The organism is Kitasatospora sp. MAP12-44 (genome assembly GCF_029892095.1).
GTDB lineage: Bacteria > Actinomycetota > Actinomycetes > Streptomycetales > Streptomycetaceae > Kitasatospora.
Window position 1 is genome coordinate 5,530,636 of sequence record NZ_JARZAE010000004.1, and the last position, 14,803, is coordinate 5,545,438.

Sequence of the window (14,803 nt, forward strand, 5' to 3'; positions counted from 1 at the left end):
GGCTCGGACTGTCGATCGGGGGGCGCGAGCGCAAGCGGGTGCGCCCCCCGACCGGGGTGGGGTCAGACCAGGCTTTCGCGCCAGGCGGTGTGGAGGGTGGCGAAGCGGCCGGTGCCGGTGGTGAGGGCGGTGGGGGTGCCGTCTTCGACGATGCGGCCGGATTCCATGACGAGGACGCGGTCGGCGATCTCCACGGTGGAGAGGCGGTGGGCGATGATCACGGCGGTGCGGCCGGACAGGACGGTCTGCATGGCGTGCTGGACGGCCTGTTCGCCGGGGACGTCGAGGGAGGAGGTGGCTTCGTCGAGGATCAGGACGGCGGGGTCGGCCAGCAACGCGCGGGCGAAGGCGACCAGTTGGCGCTGGCCGGCCGAGATGCGGCCGCCGCGCTTGCGGACGTCGGTGTCGAAGCCGTCCGGCAGGGCCGCGATGAACTCGTAGGCGCCGATCGCGCGGGCGGCCTCCTCGACCTCGGCGCGGGTGGCGTCGGGGCGGCCGATGGCGATGTTCTCGGCGACCGTGCCGGAGAAGAGGAAGGACTCCTGGGTGACCATCACCACCCCGCGCCGCAGCTCGGCGCCGGTGAGGTCGCGCAGGTCGACGCCGTCCAGGGTGATCCGGCCCGAGGTCGGGTCGTAGAAGCGGGCGAGCAGCTTGGCCAGCGTCGACTTGCCCGCGCCGGTGGCGCCGACCACGGCCGTGGTCTGCCCGGAGGCGAGCACCAGGTCGAAGGCCGGCAGCACCTCCTTTCCCGTCCGGTAGGCGAAGCGGACGTCGTCGAAGACGACCTCGCGGCCCTTGCTGGTGGTGGCCGGCAGGCTCACCGGCGCGGGCGGCTCGGCGACCGTGGGCTCGTGCGCGAGCAGGCCGGCGATCTTCTCCAGCGCCGCGTGGGCGGACTGGTAGCTGTTCAGGAACATCGCCAGCTGGTCGATCGGGTCGTACAGCCGGCGCAGGTAGAGCACGAAGCCGGTGAGGACGCCCAGTTCGAGGCTGCCGTCGGTGGAGAACCAGGCCCCGACCAGGACGATGCCCGTAATCCACACGTTGGCGGTGGCCCGGGAGAAGGCGACGTAGCGGGCCATCTCCAGCAGGCCGTCCGCGTTGGAGACGGCGTACTGCCGGTTGACCTCGTCGAAGGCCGCGGAGTTGGCGGCCTCGCGGCGGAACGCCTGCACCGGGCGGATGCCGTTCATGGTCTCGGTGAAGCGGACGATCACCGAGGCCACCGCCGTGCGCGAGCGCCGGTAGACCCGGCCGCTGCGCCGCCGGAACATCCGCACCAGCAGGTACATCGGCAGGAAGGAGGCGAGCGACAGCAGGCCGAGCCGCCAGTCCATCACCATCAAAATGATTGCTATGTAGAAGACCGACAGGAAGACCGAGAGCAGCTCCTGCAAGCCTTCGTTGAGCAGTTCGCGCAGTGCGTCCACGTCGCTGGTGGCCCGGGAGATGATCCGGCCCGAGGTGTAGCGCTCGTGGAAGTCGAGGCCGAGCAGCTGGGCGTGCCGGAAGATCCGGGTGCGCAGCTCCAGCAGGATGTCCTGGTTGAGCAGGCCGGTGACCCGGATGAACGAGCGCTGCAGCAGCGTGCTGATGCCCGCGCAGCCGAGGTAGGCGGCGATGACGGCGATCAGCGGGCCGCTGTCGTGGCGGCGCAGCGCGGGGATGCCCTGGTCGATGGCGATGGCCACCAGCAGCGGGCCGGCCTGCAGCGCGGCCTGCTGGACCAGGATCATCAGCGTCGCGACGACCACCCGGCGGCGCTGCGGTCCGAGCAGCGCGCGCAGCAGGGCGCGGGCCGCGCCGGGTGGGATCGGGATGTCCTCCTCGTCGACCGTGATGGGTTCCTCAAGGACCACGGCGGTGCTCATCGGGCCACGCTCTCTTCCAGGGCGCCGTGCGCGTCCAGAGCGCTCCGACCCGACATCAGTTCGCGGTACTGCGGACAGGACTCGAGCAGCTCCTGGTGGGTGCCGACGGCCAGGATCCGGCCGTCGTCCAGCACGGCCACCCGGTCGGCGAGCATGACGGTGCTCGGGCGGTGCGCCACCACCAGGGCGGTGGTGGTGCCCAGCACCTGGCGCAGCGCCTGCTCGACCAGCGCCTCGGTGTGCACGTCCAGCGCGGAGAGCGGGTCGTCCAGCACCAGGAACTCCGGGTCGCCGACGACCGCGCGGGCCAGCGCCAGGCGCTGGCGTTGGCCGCCGGACAGGCTCAGCCCCTGCTCGCCGACCTCGGTGTCCACGCCGTGCGGCAGCTGCTGGACGAAGCCGGCCTGCGCGGTGCTCAGCGCGCGCTCCAGCGCGGCGGCCGGCGCGTCGGGCGCGCCCATCAGCACGTTCTCGCGCACCGAGGCGGAGAACAGGGTGGGCTCCTCGAAGGCCACCGCGACCACCTCGCGCAGCCGCGCCCGGGTGAGCGTGCGGATGTCCTGACCGTCGACGGTGATGGTGCCGCCGGTGGTGTCGTAGAGCCGGGGGAGCAGGGCGGTCAGCGTGGTCTTGCCGCTGCCGGTGGCGCCGACCAGCGCCATCGTCTCGCCGCGCCGGATGTGCAGGTCGACGCCCTGCAGCAGGTCGGGGCTGTCGGCCGGCGCGTCGGGGTAGCGGAACCGGACGCCGGAGAAGCGGATGCCGTCGCCGTTGGGGGCGGTGGTCTCCGAGGCGGAGTCGGGCTCGTCCGGGGTGTCCATCACCTCGAAGAAGCGGTCGGCCGCGGTGCCCGCCTCGTTGCTGTAGGCGAGCAGCCAGCCCATCGACTCGACCGGCCAGCGCAGCGCCAGCGCGGTGGACAGGAAGGCGACCAGGGTGCCCGCGCTCAGCTCGTCGTGGGCGACCAGGACGGCGCCGACCGCCAGCGAGCAGCCGAGTGCCACCTCGGGCAGCCCGACGATCACCGCCCACAGGTTGGCGAGCATCCTGACCTTGTGCAGCTCGGTGCCGCGCAGCTGCTCGGCCTGCGCGCCGAAGCGCTTGGCCATCGTGCGGTGGCGGCCGAAGGACTTGAGGATCCGGATGCCGAGCACCGACTCCTCCAGGACCGTCGCCAGGTCGCCGTTCTGGTCCTGCGCGGTGCGCGCGGCCTGGGAGTAGCGCGACTCGAAGTAGTGGCAGAGCACGATCAGCGGCACGGCCGGCCCCATCGCGATCAGCCCGAGCCGCCAGTCCAGCGCGAACATCAGCGCGGTGCCGGCCACGAACGTCAGCGAGTTGACGATCAGGAAGACCAGCGGGAAGGCCAGGAAGAGCCGCATGGTGAACATGTCCGAGGTGGCTCGGGAGAGCAACTGCCCGGACGGCCAGCGGTCGTGGAAGGCGACCGGCAGGCGCTGCAGCTTGGCGTAGAGGTCGCCGCGCATGGTGGCCTCGACCCGGGAGAGCGGACGGGCGACCAGGACCCGGCGCAGCCCGAAGAGCCCGGCCTCGGCCAGGCCCAGCAGCAGCAGGAGCCCGGCCAGCGGCCAGAGCGCGCCGAGGTCGTGGTGGGCGATCGGGCCGTCCACGATCCGGCCCAGCACCAGCGGGACCACCAGCACGGTGGAGGAGGCCACCATCGCGCTGGCGATCGAGCCGGTCAGGTACCAGCGGATCGGCCGGGCGTACGTCCGGAGTCTGAGCAGCGAGCGCACCGTGGACCTTGTGGGCACGACGGCGGGCGCGGGCGAGCTGAGGTTCTGGTTCTCGTCCATCGCCGAGAGGGTAGGCCGGGGGACCGACAATTCTCATCAGGTTTTACGGCCCTGACGAGCTGCGGCGAAGAGAACCGGCCACTCCCCGGCGTCACTCGCCCCCGGCGATGCGCAGCAGCCTCAGCGATCGCGCGGCCAGCGCGCCGGTCTCCTGGCCCTCGGTGTCCAGCAGCGTCTCGTACGGGCCGCCCTGCGGCAGCACGAACTCGACGGGCTGGGCGGAGGCGTTCAGCAGCAGCAGGAAGCTGTCGTCGCGCAGCGGGCAGCCGTGCTGGTCGCGTTCGGACATCGCGCTGCCGGCCAGCATCATGCCGAGCACCGCCGTCGGCGTGAACCAGTCGCCCTCGGTCATCTCCTCGCCCTGCGGCGTGAACCAGGTCAGGTCGCGCCGGCCGCCGGGCACCGCGGCGCGCCCGGAGAAAAAGGCGCGCTGGCGCAGCACGGGATGCGCGCGGCGCAGCCGGATCAGCCGGGCCGTCAGGTCGCGCAGCTCGCGCCACTCGGGTTGGTCCAGCAGCGACCAGTCCACCCAACTGGTCTCGTTGTCCTGGCAGTACGGGTTGTTGTTGCCGCCCTGGGTGCGGCCGAACTCGTCGCCCGCGGTGATCATCGGCACGCCGGAGGCGAGCAGCAGGGTGGCCATCAGGTTGCGCAGCTGACGGTGCCGCAGCTTCAGGACGGCCGGATCGCTGCTCTCACCCTCGGCGCCGCAGTTCCACGAGCGGTTGTCGCCGGTGCCGTCCCGGCCGTCCTCGCCGTTGGCCTCGTTGTGCTTGTCGTTGTACGAGACCAGGTCGCGCAGCGTGAAGCCGTCGTGCGCGGTGACGAAGTTGACCGAGGCGTACGGGCGGCGCCCGGCGCGCTGGTAGAGGTCGGAGGAGCCGGAGAGCCGGTAGCCGAGCTCCCGGACGTCGGGTCGCGCGCCGCGCCAGAAGTCGCGCACGGTGTCGCGGAACTTGTCGTTCCACTCGGCCCACAGCGGCGGGAAGCCGCCGACCTGGTAGCCGCCGTAGCCGACGTCCCAGGGCTCGGCGATCAGCTTGACCCGGCTGAGCAGCGGGTCCTGGGAGACTGCGGACAGGAACGGGTGGTTCATCTCGACGCCGTCGCTGCCGCGGGCCAGCGCGGCGGCCAGGTCGAAGCGGAACCCGTCCACGCCCATCTCGGTGACCCAGTAGCGCAGCGAGTCGGTGATCAGCCGGACCACCTGCGGCTGGCGGGTGTCCAGGGTGTTGCCGCAGCCGGTGAAGTCGGAGTAGCCGCGGTTGCCGCGGCCCAGCCGGTAGTAGCCGGCGTTGTCGATGCCGCGCAGCGACAGGCTCGGGCCGTTCTCGTTGCCCTCGGCGGTGTGGTTGTAGACCACGTCGAGGATCACCTCGATGCCGGCCCGGTGCAGCGCGCGCACCATCCGCTTGAACTCGCCGACCTGCTGGCCGCGGGTGCCGCTGGAGGAGTAGCCGCCGTGCGGGGCGAAGTAGCCGATCGAGTTGTAGCCCCAGTAGTTGCTCAGGCCGGCGCGCTGCAGGTGCTCCTCGCTGGCGAACTGGTGGACCGGCAGCAGCTCGACGGCGGTGACGCCGAGCCCGACCAGGTACTCGACGGCGGCCGGGTGGGCCAACCCGGCGTAGGTGCCGCGCAGTTCGGCGGGGATGCCGGGGTGGCGCATGGTGAAGCCGCGCACATGCAGTTCGTAGATCACCGTCTCGGCCCAGGGCGTCTTGGGGCGGCGGTCGTCGGACCAGTCGTCGTCGTCGTGCACCACGACGCTCTTGGCGACGTACGGCGCGGAGTCGCGGTTGTCCCGGACGGTGTCGGCGACCTCGCGCTCGGGCCAGTCGCGCACCGAGCCGTAGCTGGCGTCGTGGCCGGTGAACTCGCCGTCGACGGCGCGGGCGTACGGGTCGAGCAGCAGCTTGGCCGGGTTCCAGCGGGCGCCGGTCCACGGGTCCCAGCGGCCGTGCACCCGGTAGCCGTAGCGCTGGCCGGGGCCCACACCGGGCAGGTAGCCGTGCCAGGTCTGGAAGGTCTGCTCGGTGAGTCGGTGTCTGGTCTCCTGGCCGTCCTCGTCGAAGAGACAGAGTTCGACCGCCTCGGCGCCGGCCGCCCAGAGCGCGAAGTTGGTGCCGTCGGTGCCGGAGGGGTCGTGCCGGTAGCGGGCGCCGAGCGGTTGCCAGCTGCCCGGCCAGGACTCCTCGGGGTGCGGCTGGACGGCGGTGCCGGCGGGGTCCGGGGCGCCGCCCGGATCGATCCTCAGTTCCTGCCCTGCCGTCATGGCCGTACCCTCCGGTGGCTTCTGGGGCTGCCCGGCTCGGCAGCCGCTACGTACTGGTGTCCGCTGGGTGAAATCGTTCCCTCGTCTCCCATGCGGAATCCGATCGTTGAACGCGAGACTGGATCACGGGTAGGGCGCGGGCTGTGCGCTGTCGTGATCGCGGACGGGGTGAAGGGCGGGGTGAAGGGCGGGGCCCTCCCCCTTCACTGATCCGTCACGCCCCTCCCGCCGATGATTCACTCACATGGCCCCGTTATCCTGACGCTCGCGCGGGCTGGTAGCAGGCTCCGGTCCCATCGCACACACAAGCACCGCACCCTTGCAACCAAGCCGGGCGGCAGCGCGTGTATGCAGCGTGGATACCGGGAGGGGAGCAAGCCGAGTGAAGGCGGTTCAGGCGGCCGACGCCGCGAGACGCACCGACGTGAGACGTACCGACGCGAGGTGTACCGAGGGGACGGGCCGGGGGGCTCGTCCGGCGGGCACCGTGCTGGGCACTGTGCTGGGCGTCGCGCCCGGAAGGTCGCTCGGATGAAGTCGGGCCAGATTTTCGCCGGATCCCAGGTCGGCCAGGGCCACCTCGGCACGCAGGTCGCCAGGGGCGGTGACGAGGACTCGGTGGCGGGCAGGCTCTACCCGAGTCCGGCTCCGGCATGGACGCTCAGGCGGAGCCACTGGTAGCCGGCGCGGCAGCGCGGTGGCTCGGTCCTTTGACGGCTAAGGACCGAGCCCCCTGCCGTTCGAGGTGCGCGGGATCGGCCGTCATATGGCGTTGATGAGCTTGGAAAGAGAAGGCGGAGGCGACTCAATGAAGTCGAAGGCGAAGGCGATACGGGTGGTTCTGGCGGTCGGCGGCCTGCTGCTGGCGACCGCGTGCAGCAGTGGCGGTGGCTCCGGCACCACCTCCGGGGCCGGTGGGACGGGCGGCGGCACCGGCGGCGCGGCGGGCCAGCCCGGGACGTCGTCCTCGGCGGCGAGCAAGTCCACCGCGGTGGTCGACATCGAGCCCAAGGACGGCGCCACGAACGTCGCGCCGGCCGGCGCGCTGAAGGTCTCGGTGGCCAGCGGCAAGCTGACCCAGGTCACGGTGACCGGCTCGGACGGCAGCACCGTGGCCGGCACGCTCTCCCCGGACGGGACGAGCTGGGTGCCGGCCGCCGGCCTGGCGGTGTCCGCCACGTACAAGGTGGCCGCCCAGTCCACCGACGCCAAGGGCGTGGTGGCCACCACCACCAGCAGCTTCACCACGCTCACCCCGACCAAGACCGCGGGCAGCAGTGACAACATCGTCACCGGCTCCACCTACGGCGTCGGCATGATCATCCAGGTCGACTTCGGCCAGGCGGTCAAGAACAAGGCCGCGGTGGCGCAGGCGATCACCGTCACCGCCTCGGACGGCTCGGTCGTCAAGGGCCACTGGTTCAACGAGGACCACTGGTTCGAGCTGCGCCCGCAGGCCTTCTGGAAGCCGGGCACCAAGGTCTCGATCCACTTCGGGCTGAAGAGCACCGAGATCTCGCCCGGCATCTACGGCAGCGCCGACCGCGACGAGTCGTTCACCATCGGCCGCTCGCAGGTCTCCACCGTCGACTCGGCCGCGCACGAGATGACCGTGGTCACCGACGGCCGGGCGCCCCGGGTGATTCCGGTCACCACGGGTGCCTCCAACCCGGCGAACTGGGCCACCTACAACGGCACCATGGTGATCGAGCGCAAGGAGGGGACGGTCGAGATGAAGTCGGCGTCCGTTCCGGGCCTCGGTGGCACGCCGTACGACGAGAAGGTGCCGGACTCGATGCGCCTGACCGACACCGGCACGTACGTGCACGGCAACTACTGGGCGGCCGGGGCGTACGGGCACGAGAACGTCAGCCACGGCTGCATCGGTCTGCAGGACGTCGAGGGCGGCAGCCCCGACTCGGTGGCGGGCAAGATGTACGCGGACTCGATCGTCGGCGACGTGGTGATCGTCATGCACTCGACCGGTCAGCAGGTGGACCCGGGCAACGGCCTGAGCGGCTGGAACATCGCCTGGGCCAACTGGTAACCATTCGTGACCTTGAGTACGACCTTTTAAGTACGACCTTTTAGGTGTGACAATCGGCTCTGCCCTGCGAGATCGGGGCGGGGCCGATTGTCGTTTCTTTTGCTGTGCCGTTTCCGCTTTTGCTCGATTTGGATCAACTTGGATCAACTTGGAGCGACTGCAACCGAACGGCAGTGCTGCGGCGTATTGGCTGATGGGACGAGCGAGTGGTGAGGACAGGGGCATGAGGATGCGGTCGATACGCGTGGCGGCAGCACTGGCACTGGGCGGCACGCTGATGCTGACCACCGCGTGCGGGGGCGGCGCGAGCGGCGCCAAGGCCGGCGACGCGGCCGGCGCGGCAGGCGGGGCGGCCGGGGCGGGCTCCTCGGCGGGCGCCGGCGCACCGGCCGGAGCCACCTCGGCCGCGCCGAAGACCTCGGCCGCCATCGTCGACATCGAGCCCAAGGACGGCGCCACGAACGTCGCGCCGGACGGCACGCTCAAGGTCTCGGTCACCAGCGGCAAGCTCACCCAGGTCACCGTCACCGATAAGGACGGCAAGGCCGTCGACGGGACGCTGGCCGCCGACGGGTCCGGCTGGGTCCCGGCAGGCCCTGGGCTCGCGGTGGCCTCGACGTACAAGGTCAGCGCCCAGGCGACCGACGCCAAGGGCATCGCGACGACCGCCACCAGCACGTTCAGCACGCTGACCCCGACCAGGACCTCGCGCAGCCAGGACAACATCACCACCGGTGCCACCTACGGCGTCGGCATGATCGTCTCGATCGACTTCGGCCAGTCGGTCAAGAACCAGGCCGCGGTGGAGCAGGCGATCACCGTCGAGGCCTCGGACGGCACGGTCGTCAAGGGCCACTGGTTCGGCAACCAGCGCCTGGACCTGCGGCCGCAGACCTTCTGGAAGCCCGGCACCAAGGTGGCCCTGCACTTCCGGCTGAAGAACGTCGAGACCTCGCCCGGCGTCTACGGCAACTCCGACCGCGACGAGTCCTTCACCATCGGCCGCTCGCAGATCAGCACGGTGGACGACGCGGGCCACGAGATGACCGTCCAGACCGACGGCCAGCCGACCCAGACCATCCCGATCAGCTCCGGCTCCGCCGCGCACCCGACCTACAACGGCACGATGGTGATCGAGGCCAAGGAGGGCACCACGCGGATGACCTCCGCCTCCGTCCCCGGCCTCAAGCCCGGCGAGTACGACCTGCTGGTGCCGCACGCGATGCGGCTCACCAACTCTGGTACGTACGTGCACGGCAACAACTGGTCCTCGCACAGTACCTTCGGCTCGGCGAACGTCAGCCACGGCTGCGTCGGCCTGGAGGACACCGCCGGTGACGGCAGCCCCAACTCCTCGGCGGGCAAGTTCTACGCGGCCTCGCTGGTGGGAGATGTCGTGAAGGTCGTCAACTCCAAGGGGGCACAGGTGGCCCCCGACAACGGCCTGAGCGGCTGGAACATGCCTTGGAGCACCTGGTAGACCGACCCGCATTGCTCGCGTCATATGCCAATTGAATAGTGATCGTTTCGTCATTGTCCGTACGCGGCCGCATGCGAGCCGCAATGATGGGCGCATGGCGGGATGGGGCGAAGTGGATCAGTCATCACATCTCGGGCCTGGAGCGTTTGCTGCCTTCCCGTCGGGAGGCGGGCGGCTGGCGCTCACGGCCCTGGAGCGACTCTCCTCGCGGGAGCTGGAACGGGTGGTGCTTCCCCGGCTCAGCGACCCGGCATCCGAGGAGGAGGTGCGGCTCCCGTCCCGCCGTGAGTCGGCGCCGGTGGCGCGCCGGCTGGTGCTCTCGGTGCTGCAGTCCTGGAGCCTGCACCCGCTGCTGGAGGTCGGCGAGTTACTCACCGGCGAGCTGGTGGCCAACGCGGTGCGGCACACCGGCGGCCGGACCATCGGGCTGCGGCTGCTGCGCCGCCCCGGCTGGCTGAAGGTCGAGGTGCGGGACTCCTCGCGGGCGCTGCCCTGCCGGATCGTCGCCGAGCCGGGCGCCGACTGCGGAAACGGTCTGCTGCTGGTGGACACCCTCGCCGACCGCTGGGGCGCCGACCTGCTGCCGCGCGGCAAGGGCGTCTGGTTCGAGCTGAAGGTCCGCGAGCGGGTGTAGGCCGTACCGCTCTCACCGTTGTTTGCGGCGCATGCCGGAGGCGGCGCGGATCGCGTCGATGCGGGTCTCGAGCATGCGGGCCTCCATCTCGGCGAACTCCTCGTGGCTGAGGCCGTGGCCGGGTTGCGGAGTCGCGGGGAGGAACTCGGCTCGGCAGCGCTTGCAGACGCCGGTGGGGAGTTGCTTGCTGGTGCCGGGGACGCCGCAGCCCGCGCACTCCAGGAGGGTCAGCCGGGGTTGCGGGGCACCGGCGGGCAGGAAGGTGGCCGGTGTGAAGCCGTCCGGCGGGGCGATGGGGGCGGGCGGCATCTTGCTGACAAGTCGTTTGCGGGCCAAGGCTCCTGCGCTCTGAACGGTAGTGGGAAGTCCTGCGGTGAGGGCGTTCATGAACTGCGGTGTGGTCACGCCGTGGGCCAGCCACTGGGCGGCAAGCCCCTCCAACTCGGCGCACTCGGAGGCGGAGAGCATCATCCGGGCGTCGGCGCGGCCGAGGGAGGCCAGCGCCTCGTACGCGTCGGAGCGCGCGGGGCGGGTGGGACGGGCTGTCGGGCGGGTGGGGCGCTGGGGTTCGGTGCGGACGGGGTCGGGGTCAGGTGAGGGGTCGGGGTCGGGTGCTGCTGCGGGTGCGGGTGCGGGCGAGGTGCGGCTCTTCGCGCGGTATCCGTCCCACCAGGCGCGCGAGCGGGCCGTGCGGGAGAAGTACGTCCGGTAGACCCAGCGGGAGGGGCCCGCGCCGCCGATGTTCTCCCGGAAGCGGCACAGGTGGCCGGCGTCGGTGAGGGCGACGAGTGCGGACCGGACGGCCTGCTGCCCGTAGAGCGGCTGCTCGACCGAGAGCGTCTTGACGTCCATCGCCGCGCCCTCCGGCAGCCGGTCGATGAAGGCCGCGATCAGCGCCTCACGGATTGGCAGGTGGGCGAAGGTGTCGCCGTCGAGGTCGTGCTGGTCCGGGACGGATCGTTTTCCGAAGCCCGACGCGGCCATAGGAGCGGCGTAAGAGGGCTGCGCGACGGTAGAGTTGGCAGTAGCCACAGGATCGATCCTTAGCGTTGTCGATCGTGAAGGTCAGGCCTCCCTGGTGTTGGTAGCACCAGCGGGGGCCGTTTCTGTTGCTGCGCACGCTACACAGAGTTTGCGGCTGGTGGCTACATGTGACTAAAAGTCATATAGGCAGCCGGGGGAGCGACTTGGCGCTCTTGGGTGGGTGGGTGGGAAATGGCTTACCCAACCGTTCCTATCAAAGGGCGCTCGGGGCACGTCCGTTGCGACCTGTGCTTCGAGCGCCGAGGCTGATCAGTGGTTTTCCAGCCCCGAAAGCAGCGCGCCGAACGCCTGCTCAACGGCGGCGTTGACGGAGCGGCGGACATCCTGGATCGGACGTCCCGCGAGCACCTGGCGGCGGATCTCGGCGGTGGTGGCCCGGTAGGCCCCGGCGAGGGCTCCGGCCAGCAGACGGGGCAGCGGGTCGTCCGGGTCAGCCCCGGTCGCTGCGGCCTCCTCGGCCAGGACCGCCGCGAGCGCGGCTTCGGAGCGCTCGGCGATCTCCCGCCCCCGAGCCTGGAGGGCCGGGCTGTTGGCGACCACGTGCCAGAAGACCTTCGCCTCGGTGCTCAGCCCGAGCGTCGGTTCGTCGCGTTCGAGCGCCGCCAGCAGGCCGGCGCGGACGGCTCCGGCGGCGGAGATCCCGGTCGGCCGGGTGCGGACCATTTCGGCGAGCTGCGCCTCCACCTCGGCCTGCCGGTCGAAGAACAGGTCCTCCTTGGTGGGGAAGTAGTTGAAGACCGTGTTGATCGAGACTCCCGAAGCACGGGCAACCTCGGCCACCGTGACCTGGTCGAAGCCGTGCTCGACGAAGAGGGCCATCGCCGTGTCGGCGAGGGTGGCCCGGGTCTGCTGCTTCTTGAGTTCACGGAGTCCCATGGGGTCATCGTCGCTCAAAAGTAGAGCCGACGCAAAGTTGCACTGACACCAAAAATATCGGCTAGGGTCTGCCCCCATGACCTTCACCTTCGGCATCTACCCCGGCGCCCTCCTCGGCAGCGACACCGGCATCGTGTACCCGGTCTCGCCCGACCAGCCCGAGCGCATCACCGCCGCACTGCGCCAACTCCAGGGCGACGCACCCACCTTGCTGGTCCGCGCCTACCGCCCGTTCACCGCAGGCGTTCCCGTGGACGGACCCGCCACGCCGGCCGACCCCGTCCGTTACCTGGGCGAGGGCCGCAGGCTCGACCTCGTGCTCCAGTACCGCGAGCCGAGCGGCGAGCTCGGCGGCTGGCTGGACTTCGTCCGCGCCACCGTCCGCGCCGAGGGACCGCACCTCGCGACACTCCAGCTCTGCGAGGAGCCCAATCTCGACATGCCCGCTCTCGACGGCAGCATGCCGAACGTGCGCCGCGCCCTCGTCCAGGGCGTCATCGCGGCCAAGGAGGAGGCGCTGGCCTGCGGTTACGAGCTGCTGGCGGTGGGCTTCAACGCGGTGCCGAGCTTCAATTCCGCCGACACCTTCTGGCAGGAGCTGGGCGCGCTGGCCGACGAGCGCTTCCACCAGTCGCTGGACTACGTCGGCCTGGACTTCTTCCCCGACGTCTTCCGGCCGCTGCCCGCCGACCAGTTGGCGGCGGCGGTGAGCGGGGTGCTCGGCTCGTTCCGGCACACCAGCCTCGCGCAGGCCGGCATCGGCCCGTCCGTGCCCGTGCGGATCTGCGAGAACGGCTGGCCGACGGGGCCGGATCGCAGCGAGCAGCGGCAGGCCGAGGTCATCGAGGAGCTGATCCGGACGGTTGCCGGCCTGCGGGCGGAGCTCAACCTCACCGGGTACTCGTGCTTCGACCTGCGCGACGCCGACAGCGCGGGTACCGGCCTCTTTGACCGCTTCGGCCTGCTGCGCGACGACTACACGCCCAAGCCAGCCTTCGACACCTACCGACGACTGGTCCAGGAGCTGACCGACTACTCTCCTCAACCGTGACCGAACCCAGTTATCTGCACTCCACCCGGACCGCCTACGACACCGTCGCCGTCGACTACGCCGAGCTGCTGCGCGCCGAGTTGGCGGCCAAGCCGCTGGACCGCGCGCTGCTCGCGGCGTTCGCGGAGCTGGTGGGAGAGGGGGGAGCTGTCGCGGACATCGGCTGCGGGCCGGGGCGGGTGACGGCGTACCTGGCGGGGTTGGGGGTGGGGATCGACGTGTTCGGGATCGACCTGTCGCCGGAGATGGTCGCCGTCGCTCGACGCTCGCACCCCGGGCTGCGGTTCGAGGTCGGATCGATGACCGCGCTGGACCTGGCGGACGGCAGCCTCGCCGGTGTCGTCGCCTGGTACTCGATCATCCACACGCCGCCGGAGCTGCTGCCGGTCGTCTTCGCAGAGTTCCACCGGGTGCTGGCTCCGGGCGGCGTGCTGCTGCTCGCGTTCCAAGTCGGCGACGAGCCCAAGCACTTGGAACACGCGTATGGGCATGACATCTCGCTGGTGGCCTACCGGTTGCCGCCGGACGCGATCATCGAGCTGCTGGGCGAGTCCGGTTTCACCGTGCAGTCGCGGACCGTGCGGGAGCCTGCCGGCTTCGAGAAGATGCCGCAGGCGTACGTGTTGGCCGGGAAGCCTACGGGTGCTGCTCGCCCTGTGTGACGTAGGCGACGAAGTCGGCCCAGGCGGTGGGGGCGAAGCTGAGCTGGGGGCCGGCCTTGTCCTTGGAGTCGCGGACGTGCACGGTGGCGGGGGAGGAAGCGACCTCGATGCAAGCGCCGCCCTCCCCGCCGCTGTGGCTCGACTTGAACCAGGTCAGTTCCACGTTCATAGTTCCTCCGCCAATCCGCTGATGAACAGCGCCGATTCCTCACTGCTGAGGGCCTGCATGCGGATCATGCCATGGCGCTGAGTGAGGGAGCCAACCGTCTTGGTGTCACTGTGCAGTGCGCTGGTGTCCTGCCCTTCGCTGTACGCAAGTTGCTCATGTTCGGAGGTTTCCAGCAAGATAATCGGCCCTTCGAGACAGCTGAGGGCGCCGTGTCCTGCGCGGAGCACCTGGACGGAGACATTGCGCAACTCACCTACCTGGAGCAGATGCTGGAGCTGTCGCTTCATGGCTGCCGGGCCACCGGCCCCCGTGCGCAGCGCGGCTTCGTAGATCACGAAGCCGAACAGGGCGGGCGGCTTGCGGTGGAGCTTCTCCTGCCGTTGGAGTCGGGCTGCCACCCGCTCGTCGACGGTCTCGTCGTCCAGGGGCGGGCAGTAGCCGCTGATCAACGTCCGTGCATACTCCTCGGTTTGCAGGAGTCCAGGGATGAGCAAGCCCTCGAACCACTGCATCGCGATCGCGTCGTCCTCCGCTGCCATGAACTCCTGCGTGCGGGCCGGGAACTTCTCCGGCCGCAGGAAGTCGCCCGCTGCCATCAGGAGCCCGCGAGCGTCGCAGAGCCCGTCCGCGACCTCCAGCACGCGGAGGGACGGCTTCCGTCGGCCCTGCTCCATCGACTTGATGGTCTCGTACTCGTAGTTGGCGGCTTTGCTCAACTCCTCGCGGGTCACACCCGCCAACGTGCGCCACCGCTTGAGTTGGTCACCGCAGTACCGCCAGTTCAGCGGTGATGAGGAAGCCTCGTTCGGCACAGCATCCGCCCTTCCGACGACGTCCGAGGTACATCCCTCAAGGTACGCAAGACGTCACTCCCGAG

At 70.4% G+C, this 14,803-nt stretch carries 12 protein-coding genes; 5 read left to right on the forward strand and 7 right to left on the reverse strand.

Annotation, left to right across the window (positions count from 1 at the left end):
- Positions 1-62: 62 nt before the first annotated feature.
- The 3 genes from P3T34_RS25570 to glgX all read right to left on the reverse strand — a co-directional run bounded on the left by P3T34_RS25570 (position 63) and on the right by glgX (position 5,963).
- Positions 63-1,874, reverse strand: coding sequence for an ABC transporter ATP-binding protein (locus P3T34_RS25570; protein WP_280668384.1), 1,812 nt, complete (start codon positions 1,872-1,874; stop codon positions 63-65).
- The gene (locus tag P3T34_RS25575; RefSeq protein WP_280668385.1) at positions 1,871-3,691 is read right to left on the reverse strand and encodes an ABC transporter ATP-binding protein; all 1,821 of its coding nucleotides are present in this window, start codon (positions 3,689-3,691) and stop codon (positions 1,871-1,873) included. Before P3T34_RS25575 ends, P3T34_RS25570 begins: the two co-directional genes overlap by 4 nt.
- Before the next feature lie 91 nt (positions 3,692-3,782).
- Positions 3,783-5,963: a glycogen debranching protein GlgX gene (gene glgX, locus P3T34_RS25580; protein ID WP_280668386.1), complete on the reverse strand. Its 2,181-nt coding sequence runs from the start codon at positions 5,961-5,963 to the stop codon at positions 3,783-3,785.
- Positions 5,964-6,771: 808 nt separating this feature from the next.
- Between glgX and P3T34_RS25585 the strand changes: the two genes are divergently transcribed.
- The 3 genes from P3T34_RS25585 (at position 6,772) to P3T34_RS25595 (ending at position 10,124) form a co-directional block, all read left to right on the forward strand.
- Positions 6,772-8,010 (forward strand): Ig-like domain-containing protein, encoded by a 1,239-nt coding sequence (locus P3T34_RS25585; RefSeq protein ID WP_280668387.1) that lies wholly within the window; start codon positions 6,772-6,774, stop codon positions 8,008-8,010.
- Positions 8,011-8,239: 229 nt separating this feature from the next.
- Positions 8,240-9,490 carry an Ig-like domain-containing protein gene (locus P3T34_RS25590; protein WP_280668388.1) on the forward strand — a complete coding sequence of 417 codons (1,251 nt, stop codon included), beginning with the start codon at positions 8,240-8,242 and terminating at the stop codon, positions 9,488-9,490.
- Between the two features lie 223 nt (positions 9,491-9,713).
- The gene (locus P3T34_RS25595) at positions 9,714-10,124 is read left to right on the forward strand and encodes an ATP-binding protein (protein ID WP_280668389.1); all 411 of its coding nucleotides are present in this window, start codon (positions 9,714-9,716) and stop codon (positions 10,122-10,124) included.
- Between the two features lie 12 nt (positions 10,125-10,136).
- Here P3T34_RS25595 and P3T34_RS25600 read toward each other — a convergent pair whose 3' ends face one another.
- The gene (locus tag P3T34_RS25600; protein ID WP_280668390.1) at positions 10,137-11,156 is read right to left on the reverse strand and encodes a MarR family transcriptional regulator; all 1,020 of its coding nucleotides are present in this window, start codon (positions 11,154-11,156) and stop codon (positions 10,137-10,139) included.
- 261 nt (positions 11,157-11,417) lie between these two features.
- Complete coding sequence (locus P3T34_RS25605; protein ID WP_280668391.1) at positions 11,418-12,044, reverse strand: TetR family transcriptional regulator; 627 nt, start codon at positions 12,042-12,044, stop codon at positions 11,418-11,420.
- A gap of 76 nt (positions 12,045-12,120) precedes the next feature.
- Between P3T34_RS25605 and P3T34_RS25610 the strand changes: the two genes are divergently transcribed.
- Complete coding sequence (locus tag P3T34_RS25610; protein ID WP_280668392.1) at positions 12,121-13,095, forward strand: hypothetical protein; 975 nt, start codon at positions 12,121-12,123, stop codon at positions 13,093-13,095.
- Positions 13,092-13,757, forward strand: a complete 666-nt coding sequence (locus P3T34_RS25615) for a class I SAM-dependent methyltransferase (protein WP_280668393.1) — start codon at positions 13,092-13,094, stop codon at positions 13,755-13,757. The genes P3T34_RS25610 and P3T34_RS25615 overlap by 4 nt, the downstream gene beginning before the upstream one ends.
- On the opposite strand, the gene P3T34_RS25620 is transcribed toward P3T34_RS25615, so the two are convergent.
- Together P3T34_RS25620 and P3T34_RS25625 are read right to left on the reverse strand one after the other, a co-directional pair.
- A complete protein-coding gene (locus tag P3T34_RS25620; RefSeq protein WP_280668394.1) occupies positions 13,732-13,926 on the reverse strand; it encodes a DUF397 domain-containing protein in 195 nt (64 codons plus the stop codon). The genes P3T34_RS25615 and P3T34_RS25620 overlap by 26 nt on opposite strands.
- The gene (locus P3T34_RS25625) at positions 13,923-14,738 is read right to left on the reverse strand and encodes a helix-turn-helix transcriptional regulator (protein WP_280668395.1); all 816 of its coding nucleotides are present in this window, start codon (positions 14,736-14,738) and stop codon (positions 13,923-13,925) included. Before P3T34_RS25625 ends, P3T34_RS25620 begins: the two co-directional genes overlap by 4 nt.
- Positions 14,739-14,803 lie beyond the last annotated feature (65 nt).

Excerpts from the sequence above, each read along its gene's own strand:
- P3T34_RS25610 (WP_280668392.1), top strand. The coding sequence starts at position 12,121 with ATGACCTTCACCTTCGGCATCTACCCCGGCGCCCTCCTCGGCAGCGAC.
- P3T34_RS25585 (WP_280668387.1), top strand. The coding sequence starts at position 6,772 with ATGAAGTCGAAGGCGAAGGCGATACGGGTGGTTCTGGCGGTCGGCGGC.
- P3T34_RS25605 (WP_280668391.1), bottom strand. The coding sequence starts at position 12,044 with ATGGGACTCCGTGAACTCAAGAAGCAGCAGACCCGGGCCACCCTCGCC.
- glgX (WP_280668386.1), bottom strand. The coding sequence starts at position 5,963 with ATGACGGCAGGGCAGGAACTGAGGATCGATCCGGGCGGCGCCCCGGAC.
- P3T34_RS25575 (WP_280668385.1), bottom strand. The coding sequence starts at position 3,691 with ATGGACGAGAACCAGAACCTCAGCTCGCCCGCGCCCGCCGTCGTGCCC.
- P3T34_RS25570 (WP_280668384.1), bottom strand. The coding sequence starts at position 1,874 with ATGAGCACCGCCGTGGTCCTTGAGGAACCCATCACGGTCGACGAGGAG.
- P3T34_RS25620 (WP_280668394.1), bottom strand. The coding sequence starts at position 13,926 with ATGAACGTGGAACTGACCTGGTTCAAGTCGAGCCACAGCGGCGGGGAG.
- P3T34_RS25590 (WP_280668388.1), top strand. The coding sequence starts at position 8,240 with ATGCGGTCGATACGCGTGGCGGCAGCACTGGCACTGGGCGGCACGCTG.